The 19,355-nt window shown below is 65.7% G+C and carries 13 protein-coding genes, 1 tRNA gene and 2 rRNA genes (1 of these 16 cut by a window edge); 9 read left to right on the forward strand and 7 right to left on the reverse strand.

The window, feature by feature from the left end; genetic code table 11:
• Together AB8P05_RS20405 and rrf are read left to right on the forward strand one after the other, a co-directional pair.
• Positions 1 to 1,184 (forward strand): 23S ribosomal RNA (locus AB8P05_RS20405) (it extends 1,562 nt beyond the left edge of the window).
• Between the two features lie 131 nt (positions 1,185 to 1,315).
• Positions 1,316 to 1,431 (forward strand): 5S ribosomal RNA (gene rrf, locus AB8P05_RS20410).
• A 178-nt stretch (positions 1,432 to 1,609) separates the two neighbouring features.
• Here rrf and AB8P05_RS20415 read toward each other — a convergent pair.
• The 4 genes from AB8P05_RS20415 to AB8P05_RS20430 all read right to left on the reverse strand — a co-directional run bounded on the left by AB8P05_RS20415 (position 1,610) and on the right by AB8P05_RS20430 (position 12,062).
• Positions 1,610 to 5,743, reverse strand: a complete 4,134-nt coding sequence (locus AB8P05_RS20415; RefSeq protein WP_472760648.1) for an Eco57I restriction-modification methylase domain-containing protein — start codon at positions 5,741 to 5,743, stop codon at positions 1,610 to 1,612.
• A gap of 562 nt (positions 5,744 to 6,305) precedes the next feature.
• Entirely contained in the window at positions 6,306 to 8,132 is a 1,827-nt protein-coding gene (gene glmS / locus AB8P05_RS20420; RefSeq protein ID WP_472760649.1) for a glutamine--fructose-6-phosphate transaminase (isomerizing), read from the reverse strand.
• A gap of 52 nt (positions 8,133 to 8,184) precedes the next feature.
• Positions 8,185 to 9,537, reverse strand: coding sequence for a bifunctional UDP-N-acetylglucosamine diphosphorylase/glucosamine-1-phosphate N-acetyltransferase GlmU (glmU, locus tag AB8P05_RS20425; protein ID WP_472760650.1), 1,353 nt, complete (start codon positions 9,535 to 9,537; stop codon positions 8,185 to 8,187).
• Positions 9,538 to 10,391: 854 nt separating this feature from the next.
• Entirely contained in the window at positions 10,392 to 12,062 is a 1,671-nt protein-coding gene (locus AB8P05_RS20430; protein WP_472760651.1) for a methyl-accepting chemotaxis protein, read from the reverse strand.
• Between the two features lie 142 nt (positions 12,063 to 12,204).
• On the opposite strand from AB8P05_RS20430, the gene AB8P05_RS20435 reads away from it, so the two are divergent.
• A complete protein-coding gene (locus AB8P05_RS20435; protein WP_472760652.1) occupies positions 12,205 to 12,432 on the forward strand; it encodes a hypothetical protein in 228 nt (75 codons plus the stop codon).
• A 376-nt stretch (positions 12,433 to 12,808) separates the two neighbouring features.
• Positions 12,809 to 13,054: a hypothetical protein gene (locus AB8P05_RS20440; RefSeq protein ID WP_472760653.1), complete on the forward strand. Its 246-nt coding sequence runs from the start codon at positions 12,809 to 12,811 to the stop codon at positions 13,052 to 13,054.
• Here AB8P05_RS20440 and AB8P05_RS20445 read toward each other — a convergent pair.
• Positions 12,999 to 13,631, reverse strand: coding sequence for a DUF3108 domain-containing protein (locus AB8P05_RS20445; protein ID WP_472760680.1), 633 nt, complete (start codon positions 13,629 to 13,631; stop codon positions 12,999 to 13,001). The two genes, AB8P05_RS20440 and AB8P05_RS20445, sit on opposite strands and share 56 nt — an antisense overlap.
• Positions 13,523 to 13,879 carry a hypothetical protein gene (locus tag AB8P05_RS20450; RefSeq protein WP_472760705.1) on the reverse strand — a complete coding sequence of 119 codons (357 nt, stop codon included), beginning with the start codon at positions 13,877 to 13,879 and terminating at the stop codon, positions 13,523 to 13,525. Before AB8P05_RS20450 ends, AB8P05_RS20445 begins: the two co-directional genes overlap by 109 nt.
• A gap of 188 nt (positions 13,880 to 14,067) precedes the next feature.
• Between AB8P05_RS20450 and AB8P05_RS20455 the strand changes: the two genes are divergently transcribed.
• From AB8P05_RS20455 to AB8P05_RS20470, 4 genes are all read left to right on the forward strand, one after another.
• Positions 14,068 to 14,142: transfer RNA gene (locus AB8P05_RS20455), tRNA-Val, on the forward strand.
• Positions 14,143 to 14,377: 235 nt separating this feature from the next.
• The gene (locus AB8P05_RS20460; RefSeq protein WP_472760654.1) at positions 14,378 to 14,542 is read left to right on the forward strand and encodes a sugar tyrosine-protein kinase; all 165 of its coding nucleotides are present in this window, start codon (positions 14,378 to 14,380) and stop codon (positions 14,540 to 14,542) included.
• Positions 14,543 to 14,682: 140 nt separating this feature from the next.
• A complete protein-coding gene (gene panC / locus AB8P05_RS20465; RefSeq protein ID WP_472760655.1) occupies positions 14,683 to 15,564 on the forward strand; it encodes a pantoate--beta-alanine ligase in 882 nt (293 codons plus the stop codon).
• Between the two features lie 158 nt (positions 15,565 to 15,722).
• A complete protein-coding gene (locus AB8P05_RS20470; protein ID WP_472760656.1) occupies positions 15,723 to 16,133 on the forward strand; it encodes a flagellar basal body-associated FliL family protein in 411 nt (136 codons plus the stop codon).
• A 151-nt stretch (positions 16,134 to 16,284) separates the two neighbouring features.
• Here AB8P05_RS20470 and AB8P05_RS20475 read toward each other — a convergent pair whose 3' ends face one another.
• Positions 16,285 to 17,676, reverse strand: a complete 1,392-nt coding sequence (locus AB8P05_RS20475) for a class II 3-deoxy-7-phosphoheptulonate synthase (RefSeq protein ID WP_455174508.1) — start codon at positions 17,674 to 17,676, stop codon at positions 16,285 to 16,287.
• 292 nt (positions 17,677 to 17,968) lie between these two features.
• Here AB8P05_RS20475 and AB8P05_RS20480 point away from each other — a divergent pair, with 292 nt between their 5' ends.
• Positions 17,969 to 19,333 carry an AmpG family muropeptide MFS transporter gene (locus AB8P05_RS20480; RefSeq protein WP_472760657.1) on the forward strand — a complete coding sequence of 455 codons (1,365 nt, stop codon included), beginning with the start codon at positions 17,969 to 17,971 and terminating at the stop codon, positions 19,331 to 19,333.
• Positions 19,334 to 19,355: the final 22 nt, after the last annotated feature.

Below are 19,355 nucleotides of genomic sequence, written 5' to 3' on the forward strand. Positions count from 1 at the left end.
TGCCCTCGTAACTTCGGAAGAAGAGGGCCCCGTTGTGGCGCAAGCCATGGCGGGGGGCACAGACCAGGGGGTAGCGACTGTTTACTAAAAACACAGGGCTCTGCGAAGCCACACAAGGCGACGTATAGGGTCTGACGCCTGCCCGGTGCCGGAAGGTTAAGAGGAGAGGTGCAAGCCTTGAATTGAAGCCCCGGTAAACGGCGGCCGTAACTATAACGGTCCTAAGGTAGCGAAATTCCTTGTCGGGTAAGTTCCGACCTGCACGAATGGCGTAACGACTTCCCCGCTGTCTCCAACACCAACTCAGCGAAATTGAACTCTCCGTGAAGATGCGGAGTTCCCGCGGTCAGACGGAAAGACCCCGTGCACCTTTACTACAGCTTTGCAGTGGTGCTAGGGACTTCATGTGTAGGATAGGTGGGAGGCTTGGAAGCATGGGCGCCAGCTCGTGTGGAGCCATCCTTGAAATACCACCCTTGAAGTCTCTGGCATCTAACCGTGGCCCGTGATCCGGGTCCGGGACCCTGCATGGCGGGTAGTTTGACTGGGGCGGTCGCCTCCCAAAGTGTAACGGAGGCGCGCGATGGTGGGCTCAGAGCGGTCGGAAATCGCTCGTCGAGTGCAATGGCATAAGCCCGCCTGACTGCAAGACTGACAAGTCGAGCAGAGACGAAAGTCGGCCATAGTGATCCGGTGGCTCCACGTGGACGGGCCATCGCTCAACGGATAAAAGGTACGCCGGGGATAACAGGCTGATGACTCCCAAGAGTCCATATCGACGGAGTCGTTTGGCACCTCGATGTCGGCTCATCACATCCTGGGGCTGGAGCAGGTCCCAAGGGTTCGGCTGTTCGCCGATTAAAGTGGTACGTGAGCTGGGTTTAGAACGTCGTGAGACAGTTCGGTCCCTATCTGCCGTGGGTGTCGGAGTTTTGCGAGGATCTGTCCCTAGTACGAGAGGACCGGGATGGACATACCTCTGGTGCACCGGTTGTCACGCCAGTGGCATGGCCGGGTAGCTAAGTATGGACGGGATAACCGCTGAAAGCATCTAAGCGGGAAACCCACCTCTAAACCAGAGCTCCCTTGAGAGCCGTGACAGACCATCACGTCGATAGGAGGCATGTGGACGGGCAGCAATGTCTGAAGCTAAGCCTTACTAATCGCTCGATCGGCTTGATCTCGACCCCACACAACCGCGCCATGCGCAGCAGCAAGCCTGCTTGACGCACACACCGCAGTTCGATACATCCTCGACCTCACTTGCACTGAACAGCGATACGCTTCGGATAGCGTCGGTCTTGAGCCTTGGTGACCTGGTGGTCATGGCGAGGTGTCAAACACCCGATCCCATCCCGAACTCGGCCGTGAAAAGCCTCCGCGCCAATGGTACTGCGTCTTAAGACGTGGGAGAGTAGGTCGCCGCCAGGTCACTCAGGCTCAAGAGACGCTAAACTCGAAGCATAAACGCTGGCATCTTCCCACACATCAGAAACGCCCCGGTTCACATGAGCCGGGGCGTTTCACTTTCGGGTCCAGGAGGCAGATGTCGCCAATCTGTTTGCCGACATCCCCGTCGGCACAACCATCTTGGTGAAGCGCAGGACACCTACGCCAGAACCTCGTCCCGCGCGCGGATCCGGCGCAGTTCCGCCTGCGGGTCGAGGGGCATGCGGGGCGGAGCGCTTTCCCAGAGGAGGCGGATGTCGGCAGGAGTCAGGCCGTAAGCCGCGTTGACGGTGTCGGACAGGCGGCGTTCCAGGCGCAGCAACTCCGTCGCCGCATGGATGGCCGCGGTCAGTGTATCGGTGTGTTCGCGCTTCAGCCGGGCGATCTCGGCCGCCGACAGGGCGCGGCGTTTCGGCAGGGCGGCGCGCACTGCGGCGACGAAGCCCTCGCCGTCCAGCCTGTGCGGGAACTCCAGCGCGCGGCTCGGCTTGGTCAGGCCGAATTCGATACGCAGCCAGTCGGTGATCTGCTTGGTCGTTTCCTCGATCACGCGCCGCGCCGATGCGCATCCCTCAGCGATCTCCGCGCTTAAGCGCAAGGCGTCTTCGCTCGCACTGGGGATCGGGAAGTTGACCATCTTGACGGCGTCGTTGGACAGCGCTTCGTCTTTCATATGCAGCAGATGCCGCCACGAGAACCACCAGCTGACCGGCGCGTTCAGCACGCCCAGAAGCCACGGTGATTCACCGGGCAGTACATAGCATTTGTTGTTGATGAGGTTTGCAGATCGGTCCATGGCGTAGTTCGGGTAGAACTGGATAGCCTGCCAGACGATCTTCGGCCGCTCGAACACATCGTAGTAGGCGCAGGACCGCAGTTCCCACCAGAAGCGTCCGTGATCCTCGCGGTGGCGCAGCCCCTTGGGCCTGCCGTTCTCCGGGGGCATGGTCTCGAATTGCTTCATGTGGGCGTGCAGGCTGGGGTAGGTGCGGCGGAACAGCGCCTCGGCCTCCGTCTCCGTGGCTGCAGTCGCCCAGGGCCAGGGGTGATCGCCGCTGGATTTCAGCAGGATCATGTGCAGACCGCTGTCCGGCGCCCGCCAGCGTTCGACATCCTGGCCGCGCAGATAGGGCTTGATCAGCGCGGCACAGGGGGGATCGTCGCGGATCAGGGAATCACGGGTCGGGGTGTCGATCAGGAAGGCCTCGTTCAGGCCGGTCAGGATGCCCCGGTAGGGTTTCGCCCCGGCATAATCGGCCAGCGGCGCGCCGTTGCGGCGGATCCGGTCGAGCAGGGCCATCACCGCTGGCGGCTCCAGCGTCCAGCTTTCACGGGTGAAGACGGCGCGGGGCAGCGGATAGACGTTGCGTTCCACCGCCTCCGCCAGCCCCTTCGCCGGAACCTCCTCGCGTGGGATGACGCAGACGGCGGCGGTCTCGGGCGGGGCGGAGCCGTCCGGGCGGCGGACGACGAGGACGGAGGGAAAGACATCGGCGTCGGGAAAGAAATGCTTGGCATGGCCGAAATCGGCGACGAACTCGACCCAGGCGGCGTCGGCGAACAGGCCGCGCAGAGCCTCGCCATAGCCGGCCTTCAGCCATTTGTTGGTGACGACATAGCCCATCCGCCCGCCCGGCCGCAGCAACCGCAATCCCTGCTCGTAGAAATAGACGTAAAGATCGGCCATGCCGTCGAAGGCGGCGTAACCGGCCTGCGCCGCCAGGGTCGGCGGTCCGGCGTCCTTGTCGCGTGGCTTCAGAGCCGGCTTGATCGCGCTCAGCAGTTCCTGTCGCACATAGGGCGGATTGCCGATGACCGCGTCAAAACCGCCGACCGGCGCGTCCGCGGTCAGGTCGGTCCAGATGTTGGGAAAGGCGATTTCCCAATGCAGGAAGCGGTGATGGTCGGCCAAGCGGCGGGCCTCGTCCACCAGCTCGTCGGCCAGACGGCGCCGCCGGGCATCCGCGCGGTCGGTGCCGGGCGCGCCGTCGGGCGGCGCCACCCGCTCCTCCCCCAGTGCGATGCGCATCGGGTCGCCGAAGGTGCCGTCCAGCATCAGCCGCCACGCGGCGGCGCGTTCGAACGCGGCATGATCGGCCTCGGCCTTGGCGATCTGCTTGGCGGATTTGCCGGCTTTGCGCAGCACCGAGACCGAAGGCGGCGCCTTTTTCGGCGCATGGTCGAGCACGCCCAGGATGCGCTCCGCCGTCAGCAGCGAGAAGAATGCGGCGACCGGGGCGGTGTCGTCCTCCACCGTGCCGAAGGCGACCTCGGACCGCTTCACCGCGGCCAGATCGCTGTCGTTGGATTGCTCGACCTGCGCCATGCCGGCGGCGGCCTGCTCGACCCGGCGGATTGCCGCGCCGTTGAACAGGGCGCCGCGCCGCCGCACGTCGTCCAGCGTCGGGCGCACCCAGGCGCCGACCACGCTGTCGCCCCAGCGCAGATGATGGTTCAGGAAGGACAGCGGCGCCCCCACCGTGAAGCTGTGCAGCCATAGCGCCACCTTGGCCAGTTCCACCGCCATGCGGTTCTTGTCCACGCCGTGGATGACGCGTTTCAGGATCATGCGGCGGACGATGTGGCGGTCGTCGAGTTGCCCGTCGCGCACCGGCCAGCCGTGGGTTCGGGCATTGTCCTCGATCTCCTCGCGGATCTCGGCGATCTGTGCGGCAAGCGGCGAGACGTAACCGGCCCAATCGGCCAGCACCGATGCGTCCGCCATCGCCGTCAGCACGCGGTCGGCTAGCCAGTCGACCAGATTCACCAGGAAATGCCCGGACCCCATCGCCGGATCGCAGATCTTGAGATCGAGCAGCCGGCAAGCGGGATCCAGCGCCTGCAAGGCTTGCAAGCGCTCTTTCGTTGGACGTGGATCGCTGATGAGACTGTCGGCCGCGTCATGGAACGCTTTCAACCGGTCGGCGGCCAGTGGGCCGACGCTGCGGTCGATGATCAGCATGACGAGTTCGTCGGGTGTGTAATAGGAGCCGGAATCCTTGCGGGCCGACTCATCCTGCGCAACCTCGATCGTCCCGTCGGCGGATGGGCGCAAGCCGTGCTCCAGAATCCGTTCGTAGACACCGCCGAGATGCCTTACCGACAGGTCGCGGTAGTTGATGTAGGCGGGATCGCGCCCGGACTGCCGGCCCTCCTGGTGGGACAAGCGGAAGATGACGTCGGCCATGACCGCGTTGGATAGCTGCACGCGTTCCAGGATCGGTGCGGCTTCGGTCGCGAAGAGGCCGCCATTGTAGGGCGGGATGCCCAACTCGTCGTCCCCCTTGGCGATGGCGCCGAAGATACCCTTGAAGCGTGACCAGATGGTGGCCATGGCCGAGGATTGCGGATGGCCGGCGGCGCGCTTGGCGGCGATCTCGACGCGCAACGGCTTCAGGGCGAAATCCGCGTAAGGCGGGGTGTTGGCGGGCAGCAGATCGCGGTCCTCGGCATAGAGCACGAACAGCAACCGGTAGAGCAGCACGAGCACACCATGCTTCACCGTGTCGAGATAGACCGGGCCGAGGTCCGGATCGCGCTGGGGATCGGCCTTGACCAGGGCATCGGCCAATGTGGGAAAGACGTGATCGAACACGATGTTCGACAGGTCGCCGGTGACCTGCCGCACCCAATATTGCCCCTGGGCCAAGGCCAGTTGGTGAAAGCTGTGGCCGGCCACGTCGGCCAGGAAGGCGGAGCGGCCGAAGAACAGAACGAACAGCTTCAGCGCATGGGCGCGGGCGGCGGCATCATCGTCGGCGTCGAACGTCAACCGGTCGATGAAGTCCATCGGCTGCTCGCCCAGTGCCTTGGCGAGGTCGACCTCGAAGAAGCCTTCGGCAACCGACGCGGCACCTTGCCAATAAAGCCGCCACAGCCGGCCGTTGGTGAGAATGCCCCATCGCAGGGCGCCGCCGGCCAGATCCTCCACCCGGCGCAGATAGCGCAGCATCTGGGTCGACGGAACGCCGCCGTCCGTCCGGCTCCCCTTTTCCTCGCGGTCGAGCGGCCGTTCCCAGCGTTTGGATTCCACCACGCAGAGGCCCTGGCGGTAGCGCTGGTGATGGTGCAGCCGTGCAGCCGCCTCCAGGCTTGCCCTGTCGCGGAACAGCAGCATGTCGGGCACGTCGCTGCGGCCCTTGGCCGACAGGTTCTGCTGAAGCAGCGTGTCCTCCCAGCCCAGGATGCCCAGGACCGGCCGGATCACCTCAGCTTCGGTTTCCGCCTCCGTCGGTCTGCGGAATTTGGGGATGGCGGCGAGGACTTCGCACAGCCGTGCATGAAGTTCGGCCAAACGGTCTGTCGATAGGGAAACCCATGCTTCGGTTCCGATAATTCCTTCAATAAGGAAGCGCTTGGTTACCAGACCACCACGAATCATGACCGAACGCCTTTGGATTTTGCGGCGAGATCTTATGCGTGACTCTGCAAGCTAGATGCAAGTGAGAATCTTGACTCTAAGTGACTCAGGAATGCATGGATTTATTGAATCCAATGGTGTGTATTTTCTTATCAGGACTTTTGATTTTTTTGGGAAGAGGCATAGCTATGAGATGGGGCGCCTGGAAAGCACCCCGCTCAGGGCAATGGCGGCTGTCTTGCTCAAGCGCTTCCGATGACGCCTAGCGCGTCCGGATGAACCGCCTCAGCGGTTGAGGCGTGCAGTCTTCCTCAGGATGCCGGAAAAAGGCGGTCGTTCTCGCGGTCCGAATTCCAGGCGAAATCCCTGGTCTGACCGTTCACGGGGTCAGCCATCTTGATGCTCTGCGGAGCATGGCGTCGTGATTTGATAGATTGGTCTTGCAGATGTCCGATGGTGCGCTTCACGTCGTGAGACGCACCATCAGTACCGACATTTACTCCACAGTCACGCTCTTCGCCAGGTTCCGCGGCTGGTCCACGTCGGTGCCCTTCAGCACCGCCGTGTGATAGGCCAGCAGCTGCACCGGGATGGCATACAGCAGCGGGGCGACCAGCGGGTCGCAGGCCGGGAGTTCGACCGACCAGCGGACCTTGTCCTTCAGCTTGTCGATGCCCTTCCGGTCGGCCAGCAGCAGCACCTTGCCGGAGCGGGCGCAGACCTCCTGCACGTTCGACACCACCTTTTCGAACAGGGCGTCGGACGGCACCAGCACGATTACCGGCACATTGTCGTCGATCAGCGCGATAGGGCCGTGCTTCAGCTCGCCGGCGGCATAGCCCTCGGCGTGGATGTAGCTGATCTCCTTCAGCTTCAGCGCGCCTTCCAGGGCCAGCGGGTACATGGCGCCGCGGCCGAGATACAGCACGTCGCGGGCCTCCGACACCTCTTGCGCCAGTTCCTTCAGCCGCTCGTCATGAGCCAGCACGTCGGCGGCGCGGGCGGGGACCTCGCGCAGGGCATGGGCGATCTGCTGCATCCGCTCCTGGTCGATGGCGCCGCGGGCGCGGCCGACGGTGACGGCAAGGCAGGCCAGCGTCGTCAGCTGGGTGGTGAAGGCCTTGGTGGAGGCGACGCCGATCTCCGGACCGGCCATGGTGTAGAGCACCGCGTCGGATTCCCGCGCGATGGTGCTTTCCGGCGCGTTCACGATCGACAGGATCTTCTGGCCCTGGCGCTTGCAGTAGCGCAGTGCTTCCAGCGTATCCAGCGTCTCGCCCGACTGGGAGATGAACAGGGCGATACCGCCCGGCGGCAGCGGCGCCTCGCGGTAACGGAACTCCGACGCGATGTCGACCTCGACCGGGATGCGGGCCAGAGTCTCGAACCAGTATTTGGCGACGAAGCCGGCGTAATAGGCGGTGCCGCAGGCGACGATGGTCAGCTTGGAGGCGCCGGCCAGATCGAAGGGGAAGTCCGGCAGGGCGAAGGCGCCGGTTTCCGGGTTGATGTAGGCGTTCAGCGTGTCGCCGATGACCTGCGGCTGCTCGTAGATTTCCTTGAGCATGTAATGGCGGTAGCCGTCCTTGCCGATCAGGGCGCCGGACACCGCCGTGGTCTTCACCGGACGCTCCACCACCGCATCGGAGGCGTCGTGGACGATGGCGGCGGTGCGGCTGACCTCGACCCAGTCGCCGTCCTCCAGATAGCAGATGCGATTGGTCAGCGGCGCCAGCGCGAAGGCGTCGGAGGCCAGATACATCTCGCCGTCGCCATAGCCGACGGCCAGCGGCGTGCCGTGGCGGGCGCCGATCATCAGCTCATGCTCGCCGGCGAAGATCAGCACCAGGGCGAAGGCGCCGGTGAAGCGCTTGAAGGCGGCGGCCGACGCCTGGACCGGCGTCATGCCGTGCTGGTCCAGGTAATAGGTGACGAGGTGGACGATCACCTCGGTGTCGGTGGCGCTTTCGAAGACATAGCCGTGGCCGGTCAGCTCGTCCTTCAGCTCCTGGTAATTCTCGATGATGCCGTTGTGGACGACGGCGACGCGCTTGGTGGCGTGCGGGTGGGCGTTGTTCTCCGTCGGACCGCCATGGGTGGCCCAGCGGGTGTGGCCGATGCCAACGGTGCCGGACAGTGGCTGGTCGCGCAGCTTCATGTCCAGGTTGCTCAGCTTGCCCTCGGCGCGGCGGCGCTCGATATGGCCGTTCACCAGGGTGGCGACGCCCGCGCTGTCATAGCCGCGGTATTCGAGCCGGCGCAGGCCCTCCACCAGCCGGGGGGATGCGTCGTGAATGCCGTTGATGCCGATGATGCCGCACATGGACCTGATGCTCCTGAATAGATGCCGACCGGAGAGAAGACCCGAACCGACCTTACGCCTTTTTTGCTTTCTCGTTTCGCTTCCGTTCGCGGAAACGCTGTGCCCAGCCGGCGTAAGCCTTCTGGCTGCCGCGGGCGACCACCAGGGCGTCGGCCTCCACCGCCATCGTCACCACGCTGCCGGCGCCGACGATGGCGCCGTCGCCGATGACCACCGGGGCGACCAGCGCGCTGTTGGAGCCGATGAAGGCCCCGGCGCCGATCTCCGTCCGGCTCTTGCTGAAGCCGTCATAGTTGCAGGTGATGGTGCCGGCGCCGATGTTGGCCTTGGCCCCGACGCGGGCGTCGCCGATGTAGGTCAGGTGGTTGGCCTTGGCCCCGGCCTCGATCACCGCGTTCTTCACCTCGACGAAATTGCCGATGTGGGCGTCCGGGCCGATCTCCGCCCCCGGACGCAGCCGGGCATAGGGGCCGATGACGGCACCGCTGTCGATGCGCACGCCTTCCAGATGGCAGTAGGGCTTGATCTCCACCCGATCACCCACCGTCACGCCAGCGCCGAAGAAGCAGCCGGGACCGACCACCACGTCGCGGCCCAGCCGGGTGTCGACGCTGAGGAAGGTGCTGTCGGGGTCGATCAGGGTGGCGCCGTTGTCCATCGCGGCCTTGCGCAGGCGGCGCTGCAGCAGCTTCTCCACCTCCGCCAGTTCGGCGCGGGAGTTGACGCCGACCACCTCGGCCGGGGCGGCCTCCACCACGGCGCAGGCCATGCCGGCGCGGCGCGCGATCTGGACCACGTCGGTCAGGTAATATTCGGACTTGGCGTTGTCGTTGCCGACGCTGCCGATCAGGTCGAACATGCGGGCACCGTCGAACGCCATCAGGCCGGCGTTGCACAGGGTGACCGCGCGCTCCTCCTCGCTGGCGTCGAGATACTCGACGATCTTCTCCAGCCCGCCGCGGGCGTTCAGGATCAGGCGGCCATAGGCGCCGGGATCGTCGGGGCGCATGCCCAGCACCACCACCGCCGGGTCGGCGGCCTGCCGGCGCGCCTGCACCAGCGCGCGCAGCGTGTCCGACGTCACCAGCGGCGTGTCGCCGTACAGAACGATGACGTCGCCGGTGAAGCCCTCCAGCAGGCCGAAGGCGGCGCGCACGGCGTCGGCGGTGCCGCGCTGCTCATGCTGGACCGCGGTGGGGTAGGGGGCTACGGCGGCTGCCACGCTGTCCATGCCGGTGCCGACCACCACCACGACATGGTCCGGGTCGAGCGTCTTCACCGCGGCCAGCACATGCCCGACCATCGGCCGGCCGGCAACCCGGTGCAGCACCTTGGGCAGATCGGATTTCATGCGCGTGCCCTTGCCGGCGGCGAGGATCACGCAGGCGAGCGGACGATGGGCCATGGTGGTGTTCCTGGTCGGACCTTAGGTGTGGACGGGAGGGGGCGGAAGGAAACCGATCGAAGAAAGCGCCGTACTTGAACGGGGAAAGGTTAAGACATCACTGATCCTGTGGGCGACACATCTTCCGGAGTGCGCACCGCAGCATCGGGAAATCCGAGAGTGGTGTGCCACAGCACGCGGCGGAAGCCCAAGTCAACTTTTGTTTCAATCTGCAATAAACAAATCTTTCCAAAGGGTTGCCTGCCCAATTCTCCGACATTAGCCGTTGGTGGTTCTCCAGCGTCGCGATGGTGGCGTTCGCCCTTCGTCGGCGGTCCGCCTGCCATGTGTGGATTTCGAGATTTTTCAGTGACGTGCGGCGCCTATTGCCGCGATCTCCCATACCGGACAGCCTGCTTCCGCCAGCAGCGAGGCAGAGGCTTTCCGTCAGCCATTGAGTATGGAACCTTTCAGTTCAGGATGAACTTTGATTGCAAAACCTAGGGCGTTGGAAAATCCTATTCTGTCTCAAGGTCGTTCAGGAGCGGGGTTGACCAGTATTATCACGGAGGTAGCGTTTCTTTTCCTCTCCGTCAACTCTGCCTTTAGGTCCGTGCGGCACAGCACCCACAGCGAGGCACGGGTCCTTTTCTGGGTAACCTGGAGCGCGGAGCCGTCATAGTCATCCCGCCCTGTCCTGATGTGGTCCGATGACTTCCGGCCGGTGTAGAGCACCGCAACCAGGGTCCGGCGCATAGCCTCCTTGATATGGGTGAGGACGGGATCGGCCGCCCGGTCCGGCATATGGTGGAGTTGCAAAACGCGGCGATCAGGGGCTGATCGTGACGAGCTTCAAACCAAATCGCCGCATATCGCTAAGCCACACGCATGGCCCCGAGGAAGCGCTCGATATCACCGCGCAGAGTGGTGGTCCGCTGGTTGAGCTCATTCGCAGACGTCTGCACGGCGGTCGCGGCCGTCCCGGTTTCGTCCGCTGCCGTGTTCACCTGGGCGATGTTCGCGGAAACGGCGTTGGTGCCGCCGGCTGCCAGCTGCACGTTGTTGGCGATCTCGCGGGTCGCCGCCGCCTGCTCTTCCACCGCCGAGGCGATGTTGGTGGCGATCTCGTTCATCTGGCCGATGGTGGTGCCGATGTGCTTGATCGCGTCCACGGTCCGGCCGGTGGCACCCTGCATCGCAGCGATATGGCCGGAAATCTCCTCGGTCGCCCTGGCGGTCTGGTTGGCGAGGCTCTTGACCTCGGTGGCGACGACGGCAAAACCCTTGCCCGCCTCGCCGGCTCGTGCCGCCTCAATGGTGGCGTTCAGCGCCAGCAGGTTGGTTTGGGCGGCGATCGAGTTGATGAGGGTGACGACCTCGCTGACCCGCTGGGCAGAGTCGGCGAGCCCCTGCACGATCCTGTCGGTCGCCGAAGCCTCCTCCACGGCTTCGCCGGCAACGGACGTGGAGCGAGAAACCTGACGGCTGATCTCGTTGATCGAGGCGGACAACTCCTCGGTGGCGCTCGCCACCGCCTGGACGTTCGTAGTCGCCTCTTCGGCGGCGGACGCAACGATGTTGGCCTGACGGCTGGCATGGTCAGCGGTGTTCGACATGGCGTCAGCCGTTCCCGTCAGTCGCTGTGCCTCGCGTGTCAGCATCCCGAGCGCATCCTGCATCTGACCGTCGAACTGCGCGATCTGCCGATCGATCGTGATCCGCCGCTCCTTCTCCCGCTGATGCTCGGCCCGCTGCTCTTCCGTCATGCGGCGGTTCTCGATCGCGGACTGCTTGAACACCAGCAGCGAGCGAGCAAGCCGACCAACCTCGTCGGTACGCTGATCGCCCGTCACCTCGATGTCGAGATGCCCATCGGCCAATCGCTGCATCAGTACGGCGATACCGTTGATCGGCTGAATCACCTGCCGCAGCACCACGAACAGAGCGAAACCGATCGCCAGCAAGCCGACCGAAATCGCCACCAGCATGGCCACGCGGGATCGCGTGATGCCGGCATCGGTCTCGCGATAGGTTTTCTCGGCTTCGGCGATCTGAAGATCAACCAGCTTGGACACCGCCTCGGTGAACGGGTCGATAGCCGGATACATCTTTTCCTCGACGAAGCTGACCAGCGCCGCCTTGTCCTTGCCGCGCATCAGCGTGGCCAGTTGGCGCGAGGCTTCACTGGCCGCCTTGCGGCTCCGGTCGGCCAAATCCGCCAGCCGTTTCTCTTCGGCCTCCATGTAGGTCGCCATAAATGCTGCCCAGCGCCGGTCGCTCTCCGTAACTCCGCGCTCGACCGCTGCTGCGGCCTGATCGAGACCTATGCTGCCGGCGCGGGCTTTGTGGGCGGTGTCTACGATGGTGACCGCATAGAGGTCCGAGACCGCCTTCAAGTCACGCAGAGGAACCACGCGGTCGCTGTAGACTGTCTGCATACCGTCATTTGCCGCTCCCAGAGACAGCCATCCAATGGCCGCCAAAGCGAATACGACAAGGCTGGGAGACGCCAATGCAATTTGCAGGCGTGCCCGTATTGTCTTCATTGACCGCTCCCCTCTCACATGAAATGCGCTGCTCGGATTATGAAACTTTTGTTGCGCTCATTTTTAAGAGATGAGGCAGCAATCTGCGTGCCAGAAAATCCACTTCATCGTTGCCTTTTGTTCTTTCAAGCATACAGCGCTGATGCGCATTTTTTTCGTCGTGAGGCGACAAAGCGCAAAACGGCAAATTGCTCTCAAAGTGCAGTGCTCGCTGCAAAATGCGAATTTGGTGGGGGTGTTCTACGAGATCGGGATCGAGGACTGGAACGTTGGCATCCAGTCCGGACTGGTCGACGGCGTGGACGCGCTGCTGCGTCGCCATGGAACCGCTGACCGGGTGGACGGCGGTAGGCCGGTGCGCGGCCCATGAGTTTCCGGGTGACCGTACCGATCCGCGGCAACCGCTGGGGAAACGGAACGATGCATACGCTGATACTATCCTTTTGGACAGCTGCGGTATCCCTCAGGATCCGTCCGCCGGCGCGCAAAAGCCCCTACAGTAATGGGGTCGATCCGGGAGGGCGCGCCATGTTGCAGGACGATGCCGTGACGGCCGGTTCTCTGGCCATCTCCGCCATGCTCCTGCTCCTGACGCTGGCCGCATCCGGCAGGCAATACAAGCAATCAAGAACCTGCCGGGTGCGGACCGGGCGGCGGCGCGTCGTTCCGCCGCCAATCCCGCTCCGCGGCGATTCCCAACGAGAAGGAACTCCACCATGGTCTCTCGCATGGCTCGGATCGTCCATATGGGAAAACTGGGGGGCTATGCGGCGCTTCTTGACGGCGCGCTGCTGGAATTGGACGGCCGTCTTCTCTGGCCTTCGGCGGGGGCGCTGAGCGAAGCGGTGCGGCGCACAGGCGTCGAGCCGTCGGACCTGATCGTCGACACCCGCTCCCCCGCTGTCGGCAAGCCCGTTTCCGCAGGCGCATCCGCCGTCAGCGCAGCGGCGGTGGGGCAGTCCCGGTCCGGCGGTCTGCCGCTGGCGGCGTGACGCCGGTCAGGTGGACGACCACGCTGCCGAAATCGCTGTCCGTCTCCAGCCGCACCGGCAGGGGCGGATAGCCGGCGGCGAGCGGGGCCAGCCACAGATCCACCGGCGGCCTGTCCGCCGGGTTGCTCCGCTGCCAGAAGCGGCCGGTGGGGCCCGACTTGCCGTATCCCGCCACCGGGCGGTAGCTGACCCGGCATTGCTGGGCGACGCCGGAGAAGACCGAATAGCGCGACGGATCGACGATCCGCCGCCCGACCTCGGTGAACATCATGTCATAGCGGCGGCGCCCGTCGAACACCGGCAGCGACCGGTCGCAGCGCTCGCTCGCGCCCACGGCGATCAGCAGGTCCAGCACGGCGGACAGCGGGTCCAGCGTGCCGCGCTGCAGGGCGGGTGGCACCGGTTCGCGGTCGTCGGTTTCCGGCGGGGGCGTGACGGTGGCCGAAACGTCGCCCTGCGGCCCGTAGGTCAGGGTGACGTTGCGCGGCTCCCCCGGAACTGGCTGGACTGCCGGTGGCTCGCCGGCCTCAGGTCGTCGCCCTGGCGGCGGCCGTCGCTCTGCGATTCCGTCTTCCAGGTGAACAGGCGGCCGATGGTGCCGCCGGTTACCGCCGACACCGCGATGCGGTAGCGATCGCCGGTCACCTCCAGCGTCGCGTCCACGTCCAACGCGGTGACGCCGCCGACGAAGACGCGGTAGGTCGCCTTCAGCGGCTCCGCCTTCGCCGCTGGCGCGGCGAGCGGAAGCAGGGGGAGCGACAGGCCGGCGGCCAGCAGGGCCGTTCCGAAACGGTTGGGGAGGCGGAGAGGGCTGCGGTGGGGCACGGTCCGGGGCTCCTGCTGGCGGCGACATCTTTTTTAAGATGGTGATGAATCTGGTGCTTGACACCCGGCAGGGAAGGCCGTAGAAACCCGCCCACCGCAGCGGCGGGGCCGACGACAGACGGTCGCGACGCTCCCGGGAACGCCAGCCGGATCGGCCGGCGGAAACGGGGCAAAGAGTTTCAGGGTTCGGGCGCGTAGCTCAGCGGGAGAGCATTCGCTTCACACGCGAAGGGTCACAGGTTCAATCCCTGTCGCGCCCACCATCATAAAAAATGGCTTCGGACGAAAGTCCGGAGCCTTTTTTCATTTCCAGGCTTTTCGCTGGGAGCATGCCGTCGCAGGCGCGTGAGGCGCGGCGGAGCCACGCCGGAACCGTGCATCATATTGTTCTTATATGATCGGCGAGTCCGCGGTCGATTGACGCAGATCAGCCCCGTTTGCGTTGCAATACGGTAGATAGGGTCATTCCCTGTCACCCGTTTCGGAAAGCCTCACCTCATGGACGATACCCGCATCGCTCTGCTCTCTCTCGGCCTGCTCGTCGTGGTCCTCGCCATCATCATCGGCTCGGTGATCATCGTCCCGTCCTTTACCGCCCTGCTCGCCACGCTGCTGGCCTGGGCGAACCTGGCCTATCTGGTCGGCATCACCATCAAGCGCTGATTTTCCGGCATCGACGCGGCGGGAGAGGGGCTGCCTTCTCCGCCGTTTCGGCAACAGTCTGTCTTACGGAAAGCTCTTCTGGACAGGAACGGTCCGACGCGTTATCCAGCGCGCGAATTCGACGCGCAAGGACCGCCGCCATGACGCTGACCGCCGCCCAGACCTCCAGCGACCTGCCGATCCTGAGGACGGTCGGGGATTTGCGAGCGCAGGTCGCGGCCTGGCGCGGGGAGGGGCTGACCGTCGCCCTGGTGCCGACCATGGGGGCGCTGCATGACGGGCATCTGGGGCTCGTGCGGCGTGGGCGGGAGTTGGCCGACCGGGTGGTCGCCAGCGTCTTCGTCAACCCGACCCAGTTCGCCCCGCACGAGGATTTCGACCGCTATCCGCGCGACGAGGCCGGTGACGCCGCCAAGCTCGCCTCGGCGGGCTGCCATGCCCTGTACGCCCCCACCGTACGCGCCATGTATCCGGAAGGCTTCGCCACCGCCATTTCGGTCGGCGGCCCGGCGGAGGGGCTGTGCGGCGCCTTCCGCCCGCAGATGTTCGGCGGCGTCGCGCTGGTGGTGACCAAACTGTTCCTGCAGGCCCTGCCCGACGTGGCGGTGTTCGGCGAGAAGGACTACCAGCAGCTGATGGTGATCCGCCGTTTCACCCGCGACCTCGACATCCCCGTCCGCGTCGAAGGGCTGCCGACGGTGCGCGAGGCCGACGGGCTCGCCATGTCCTCCCGCAACGCCTATCTCAGCGCCGACGAGCGCGCCCGCGCCCCGGAACTGAACCGGGCGCTGACCGCGGCGGCCGAGGCGCTGGCCCGCGGGGGCGAGGCCGACGGCGCCCTGACCGCCATCCGCAGCCGCATCGCCGAGGCCGGGTTCGGCACCATCGACTATGTCGAGCTGCGCGACGCCGAAACGCTGGAGCCGGTGACCGCCGTCACCCGTCCCGCCCGTCTGCTGGCCGCTGCCTGGATGGGGAAGGCCCGGCTGATCGACAATGTGCCGGTGATCCCGGCCGGCTGATCCGGTGAATTGTTTGTTGCGCGGATCGATCGGTATTTGACCGGTCTTTGTTGCGCGCATAGCATCGGGGCGATGGGACGTGTGACCCCCGTGACGGGGGCGGAAAGGCGATCTTGCGGCTCGTCCGTCGCAACCGGCATGGGGAAACGGTATCCCTGATGCCGCTGGTTCTGACCGGCCTGCTGTTGCTGCTGGCGGTGCTCGGCGCCACCGGCGCCGTGGTGGCCAGCAAGAACCGTGCGCCCGCTTCCCAGGCTCAGCAGGGGCCGGACAAGAAGTACGCTTCCCTGCCGATGATGACCTTCAGCCTGGGCGGCGGCGATGCGCGGATGGTCGACGTCAAGGTTCTGCTGGAGATCGACCCGTCGGTGGACGGCAAGGTCGCCGATCCCTACGTTCCCCGCATCTCCGACCGCCTGTCCGACCGCATGCGCCAGATCGACCCGCAACAGCTGACTGGGGCGGACGGGGCGATGCTGATGAAAAGCACCATCGCCGGCGTGCTGGACCGCGAACTGCGCGGCGTGCGGGTGAGGGAGATCCTGCTGGACCGGATGGTGGTGCGGTAGGCTAGGGCGTCCGCACCTCCCACGTCTGCAAAGAGGCCAGGAAGTAGCCTTTTTCCCCTCACCCCAACCCGCGGGATCGGCAAAACGCCGTTGGCGTTTGGCCGATCCCGCCCCACAGGGGGAGAGGGGCTTTGCTCGACAAGAGCCCCCGTCACTCCGCCGCGACGGCGGCGCGGCGCTGGGCGTCGCGGGACTGGCGGCCTTCCTTCAGCTTTTCGGCCAGCAGGAACGCCAGTTCCAGCGACTGGCTGGCGTTCAGGCGCGGATCGCAGGCGGTGTGGTAGCGCAGAGCCAGATTGTGGTCGGTGATCGCCTGGGCGCCGCCGGTGCACTCCGTCACGTCCTGGCCGGTCAGCTCGAAATGCACGCCGCCGGCATGGGTGCCTTCTGCCTGATGCACCTCGAAGAAGCCTCTGGCCTCGGCCAGCACGCGCTCCACCGGACGGGTCTTGTAGCCGGTGGTGGACTTCACCGTGTTGCCGTGCATCGGGTCGCAGGACCACACCACCGTGCGGCCTTCGCGCTGGACCTTGCGCAGCAGCGGCGGGAACTTCTCAGCCACCTTGTCGGAGCCCATGCGCACGATCAGCGTCAGGCGCCCGGCCTCGTTGGTCGGGTTCAGGATGTCGATCAGGCGGATCAACTCGTCCGGATCGGTGGTCGGGCCGCATTTCAGGCCGATGGGGTTCTTCACCCCGCGCAGGAACTCGACATGGGCGCCATCGGGCTGGCGGGTGCGGTCGCCGATCCACAGCATGTGGGCCGACACGTCGTACCAGTCGCCGGTGGTGCTGTCGACGCGGGTCAGCGCCTGCTCGAACGGCAGCAGCAGAGCCTCGTGGCTGGTGAAGAAGTCGGTCTCGCGGATCTGCGGCGTCGTCTCCGCGGTGATGCCGCAGGCGGCCATGAAGGCCAGCGTCTCGTCCAGGCGGGTGGCCAGCTCCTGGAAATGCTCGCCGGCCGGCGACTTCTCGACGAAGCTCAGCGTCCACTGATGGACCTTGTGCAGGTCGGCGTAACCGCCCTGGGCGAAGGCGCGCAGCAGGTTCAGCGTCGCGGCGGCCTGGGTGTAGGCCTGCATCATGCGCTCCGGATCGGGAACGCGGGCGTCGCTGGTGAAGTCGAAGCCGTTGATGATGTCGCCGCGGTAGGACGGCAGCTCCACCCCGTCGATGGCCTCCATGTCGGCCGAGCGCGGCTTGGCGAACTGGCCGGCCATGCGGCCCACCTTAATGACCGGGATCGAGGCGCCGAAGGTCAGCACCACGGCCATCTGCAGCAGGACGCGGAAGGTGTCGCGGATGTTGTTGGGATGGAATTCGGCGAAGCTCTCGGCGCAGTCGCCGCCCTGCAGCAGGAAGGCCTGGCCGGCGGCGGCCTCGGCCAGCTTGGCCTTCAGCCGGCGGGCCTCGCCGGCGAAGACGAGCGGCGGATAGGAGGACAGGCGCTGTTCGACCGCCTCGACCTTGGACTGGTCGGGATAAGTCGGCAACTGCTTCGCCGGTTTCGTCCTCCAACTGGCGGGTGTCCAACGCTCGACCATGACGCGCCTGCTCTTCCTTGACGATTGCGGAACGGGGGCCGGGCGGGCGGCGAACGACCGGCGGCGAACCCCGTGGGGGGTACTCTATAGCGCGACTCGCGGTAACTTTTCCACAGTTTCGGCCTGCCTCCCGGCAATGCTGTGCCGCGGCACCCCGCACACTGCCACCGGGGGTGATTTCAGATGAAAGGAAGTTCGTGTCCACGCCGCTGGCGGCGGGACCCCGCGCCCTTTATACATCGGGGCAACCGACCGACCGCCCCCATCCATTGCCCGAGAGGAGCCCTTTTCGGTGAACGCGACATCCTGGCGGGCCAAACGCCTGTCCTCCTGGGGGCAGGCCCTGGCGGTCTACCGCGACCCGCGCGTGCTGGCGATCCTGTTCCTGGGCTTTGCCGAAGGGCTGCCGCTGGCGCTGACCGGCGCCACGCTGAATGTCTGGCTGACCGAGGAGGGCGTCAGCCGGACCAACATCGGCCTGTTCGCGCTGGTCACCATGCCCTATGCGCTGAAGTTCCTGTGGGCGCCGCTGATCGACCGTATGAGGCTGCCGGTGATGACGCGGCTGTTCGGGCGGCGGCGCGGCTGGGCGCTGACGGCGCAGGCGGCGCTGATCGCGGCCTTGCTGGGGCTGGGCACCACCGATCCCGGACAGGATCTGTGGTGGACGGCGCTGTGCGCTGTGCTGGTCGCCTTCTGTTCGGCCAGCCAGGATATCGTCGTCGACGCCTACCGCGTCGAGGTGTTGGAGGAGCATCAGCAGGCCGCCGGTGCCGCGGTGCTGGTTCTGGGCTATCGCTTCGGCCTGATGGCGGCGGGGGCGGGCGCCCTCTACATCGCCGAGTTCTATGGCTGGCGCACGGCCTACGAGGCGATGGCGGCGCTGGTGCTGGTGGGGATGGCGACCATCCTGCTGTGCCGCGAACCGAAGGAGCCGCCGCCCAGCGCCCGCGAAAAGCTGATCGCCGAATGGCTGGCGCGCCGGCCGCACCTGTCGGGCCGCAGCGCGGTGGCGCTCGCCTGGCTCTATGGCGCGGTGGTGGCGCCCTTCCTGCAGTTCATGGAGCGGCGGGCCTGGGTGGTGATCCTGGCCTTCATCGCCAGCTACAAGCTGGGGGAGGTGCTGGCCGGCCAGATGTCGTCCACCTTCTATATCAGCCTGGGCTTCACGAAGTCGGAGATCGCCACGGTCAGCAAGCTGTTCGGCCTGTGGGCGACCATCGCCGGCGGGCTGGTCGGCGGGCTTCTTGTCGGCAAGGTCGGGGTGCTGCGCGGCCTGATGATCGGCGGCATCCTGCAGATGGTCTCGAACCTGGGCTACGTCCTGCTGGCCTGGACCGGCCATGACGTGTCGATCCTGGCGGTGACGGTGGTGGTCGACAATGTCTGCGGCGGCATCGCCACCGCGGCCTTCGTCGCCTATCTGTCGGGCTTGTGCAACATCGCCTACACCGCGACCCAGTATGCGCTGCTGTCGAGCTTCTACAAGCTGGGCGGCGACCTGTTCGGCGCCTCGTCGGGCTGGCTGGCGGAACGGATGGACTGGATCAGCTTCTTCCTGCTGTCGATGGCCGGCGCCATTCCGGCGCTGTGCCTGCTGGTCTGGCTGATGGGGCTCCACCGCCGGGAACGGGAGAGCGCCGTCCCCGCGCAGTGACGGGGACGGCTTCGCCGGAGAG

It is taken from the genome of Azospirillum sp. VT-I1, from assembly GCF_055698305.1.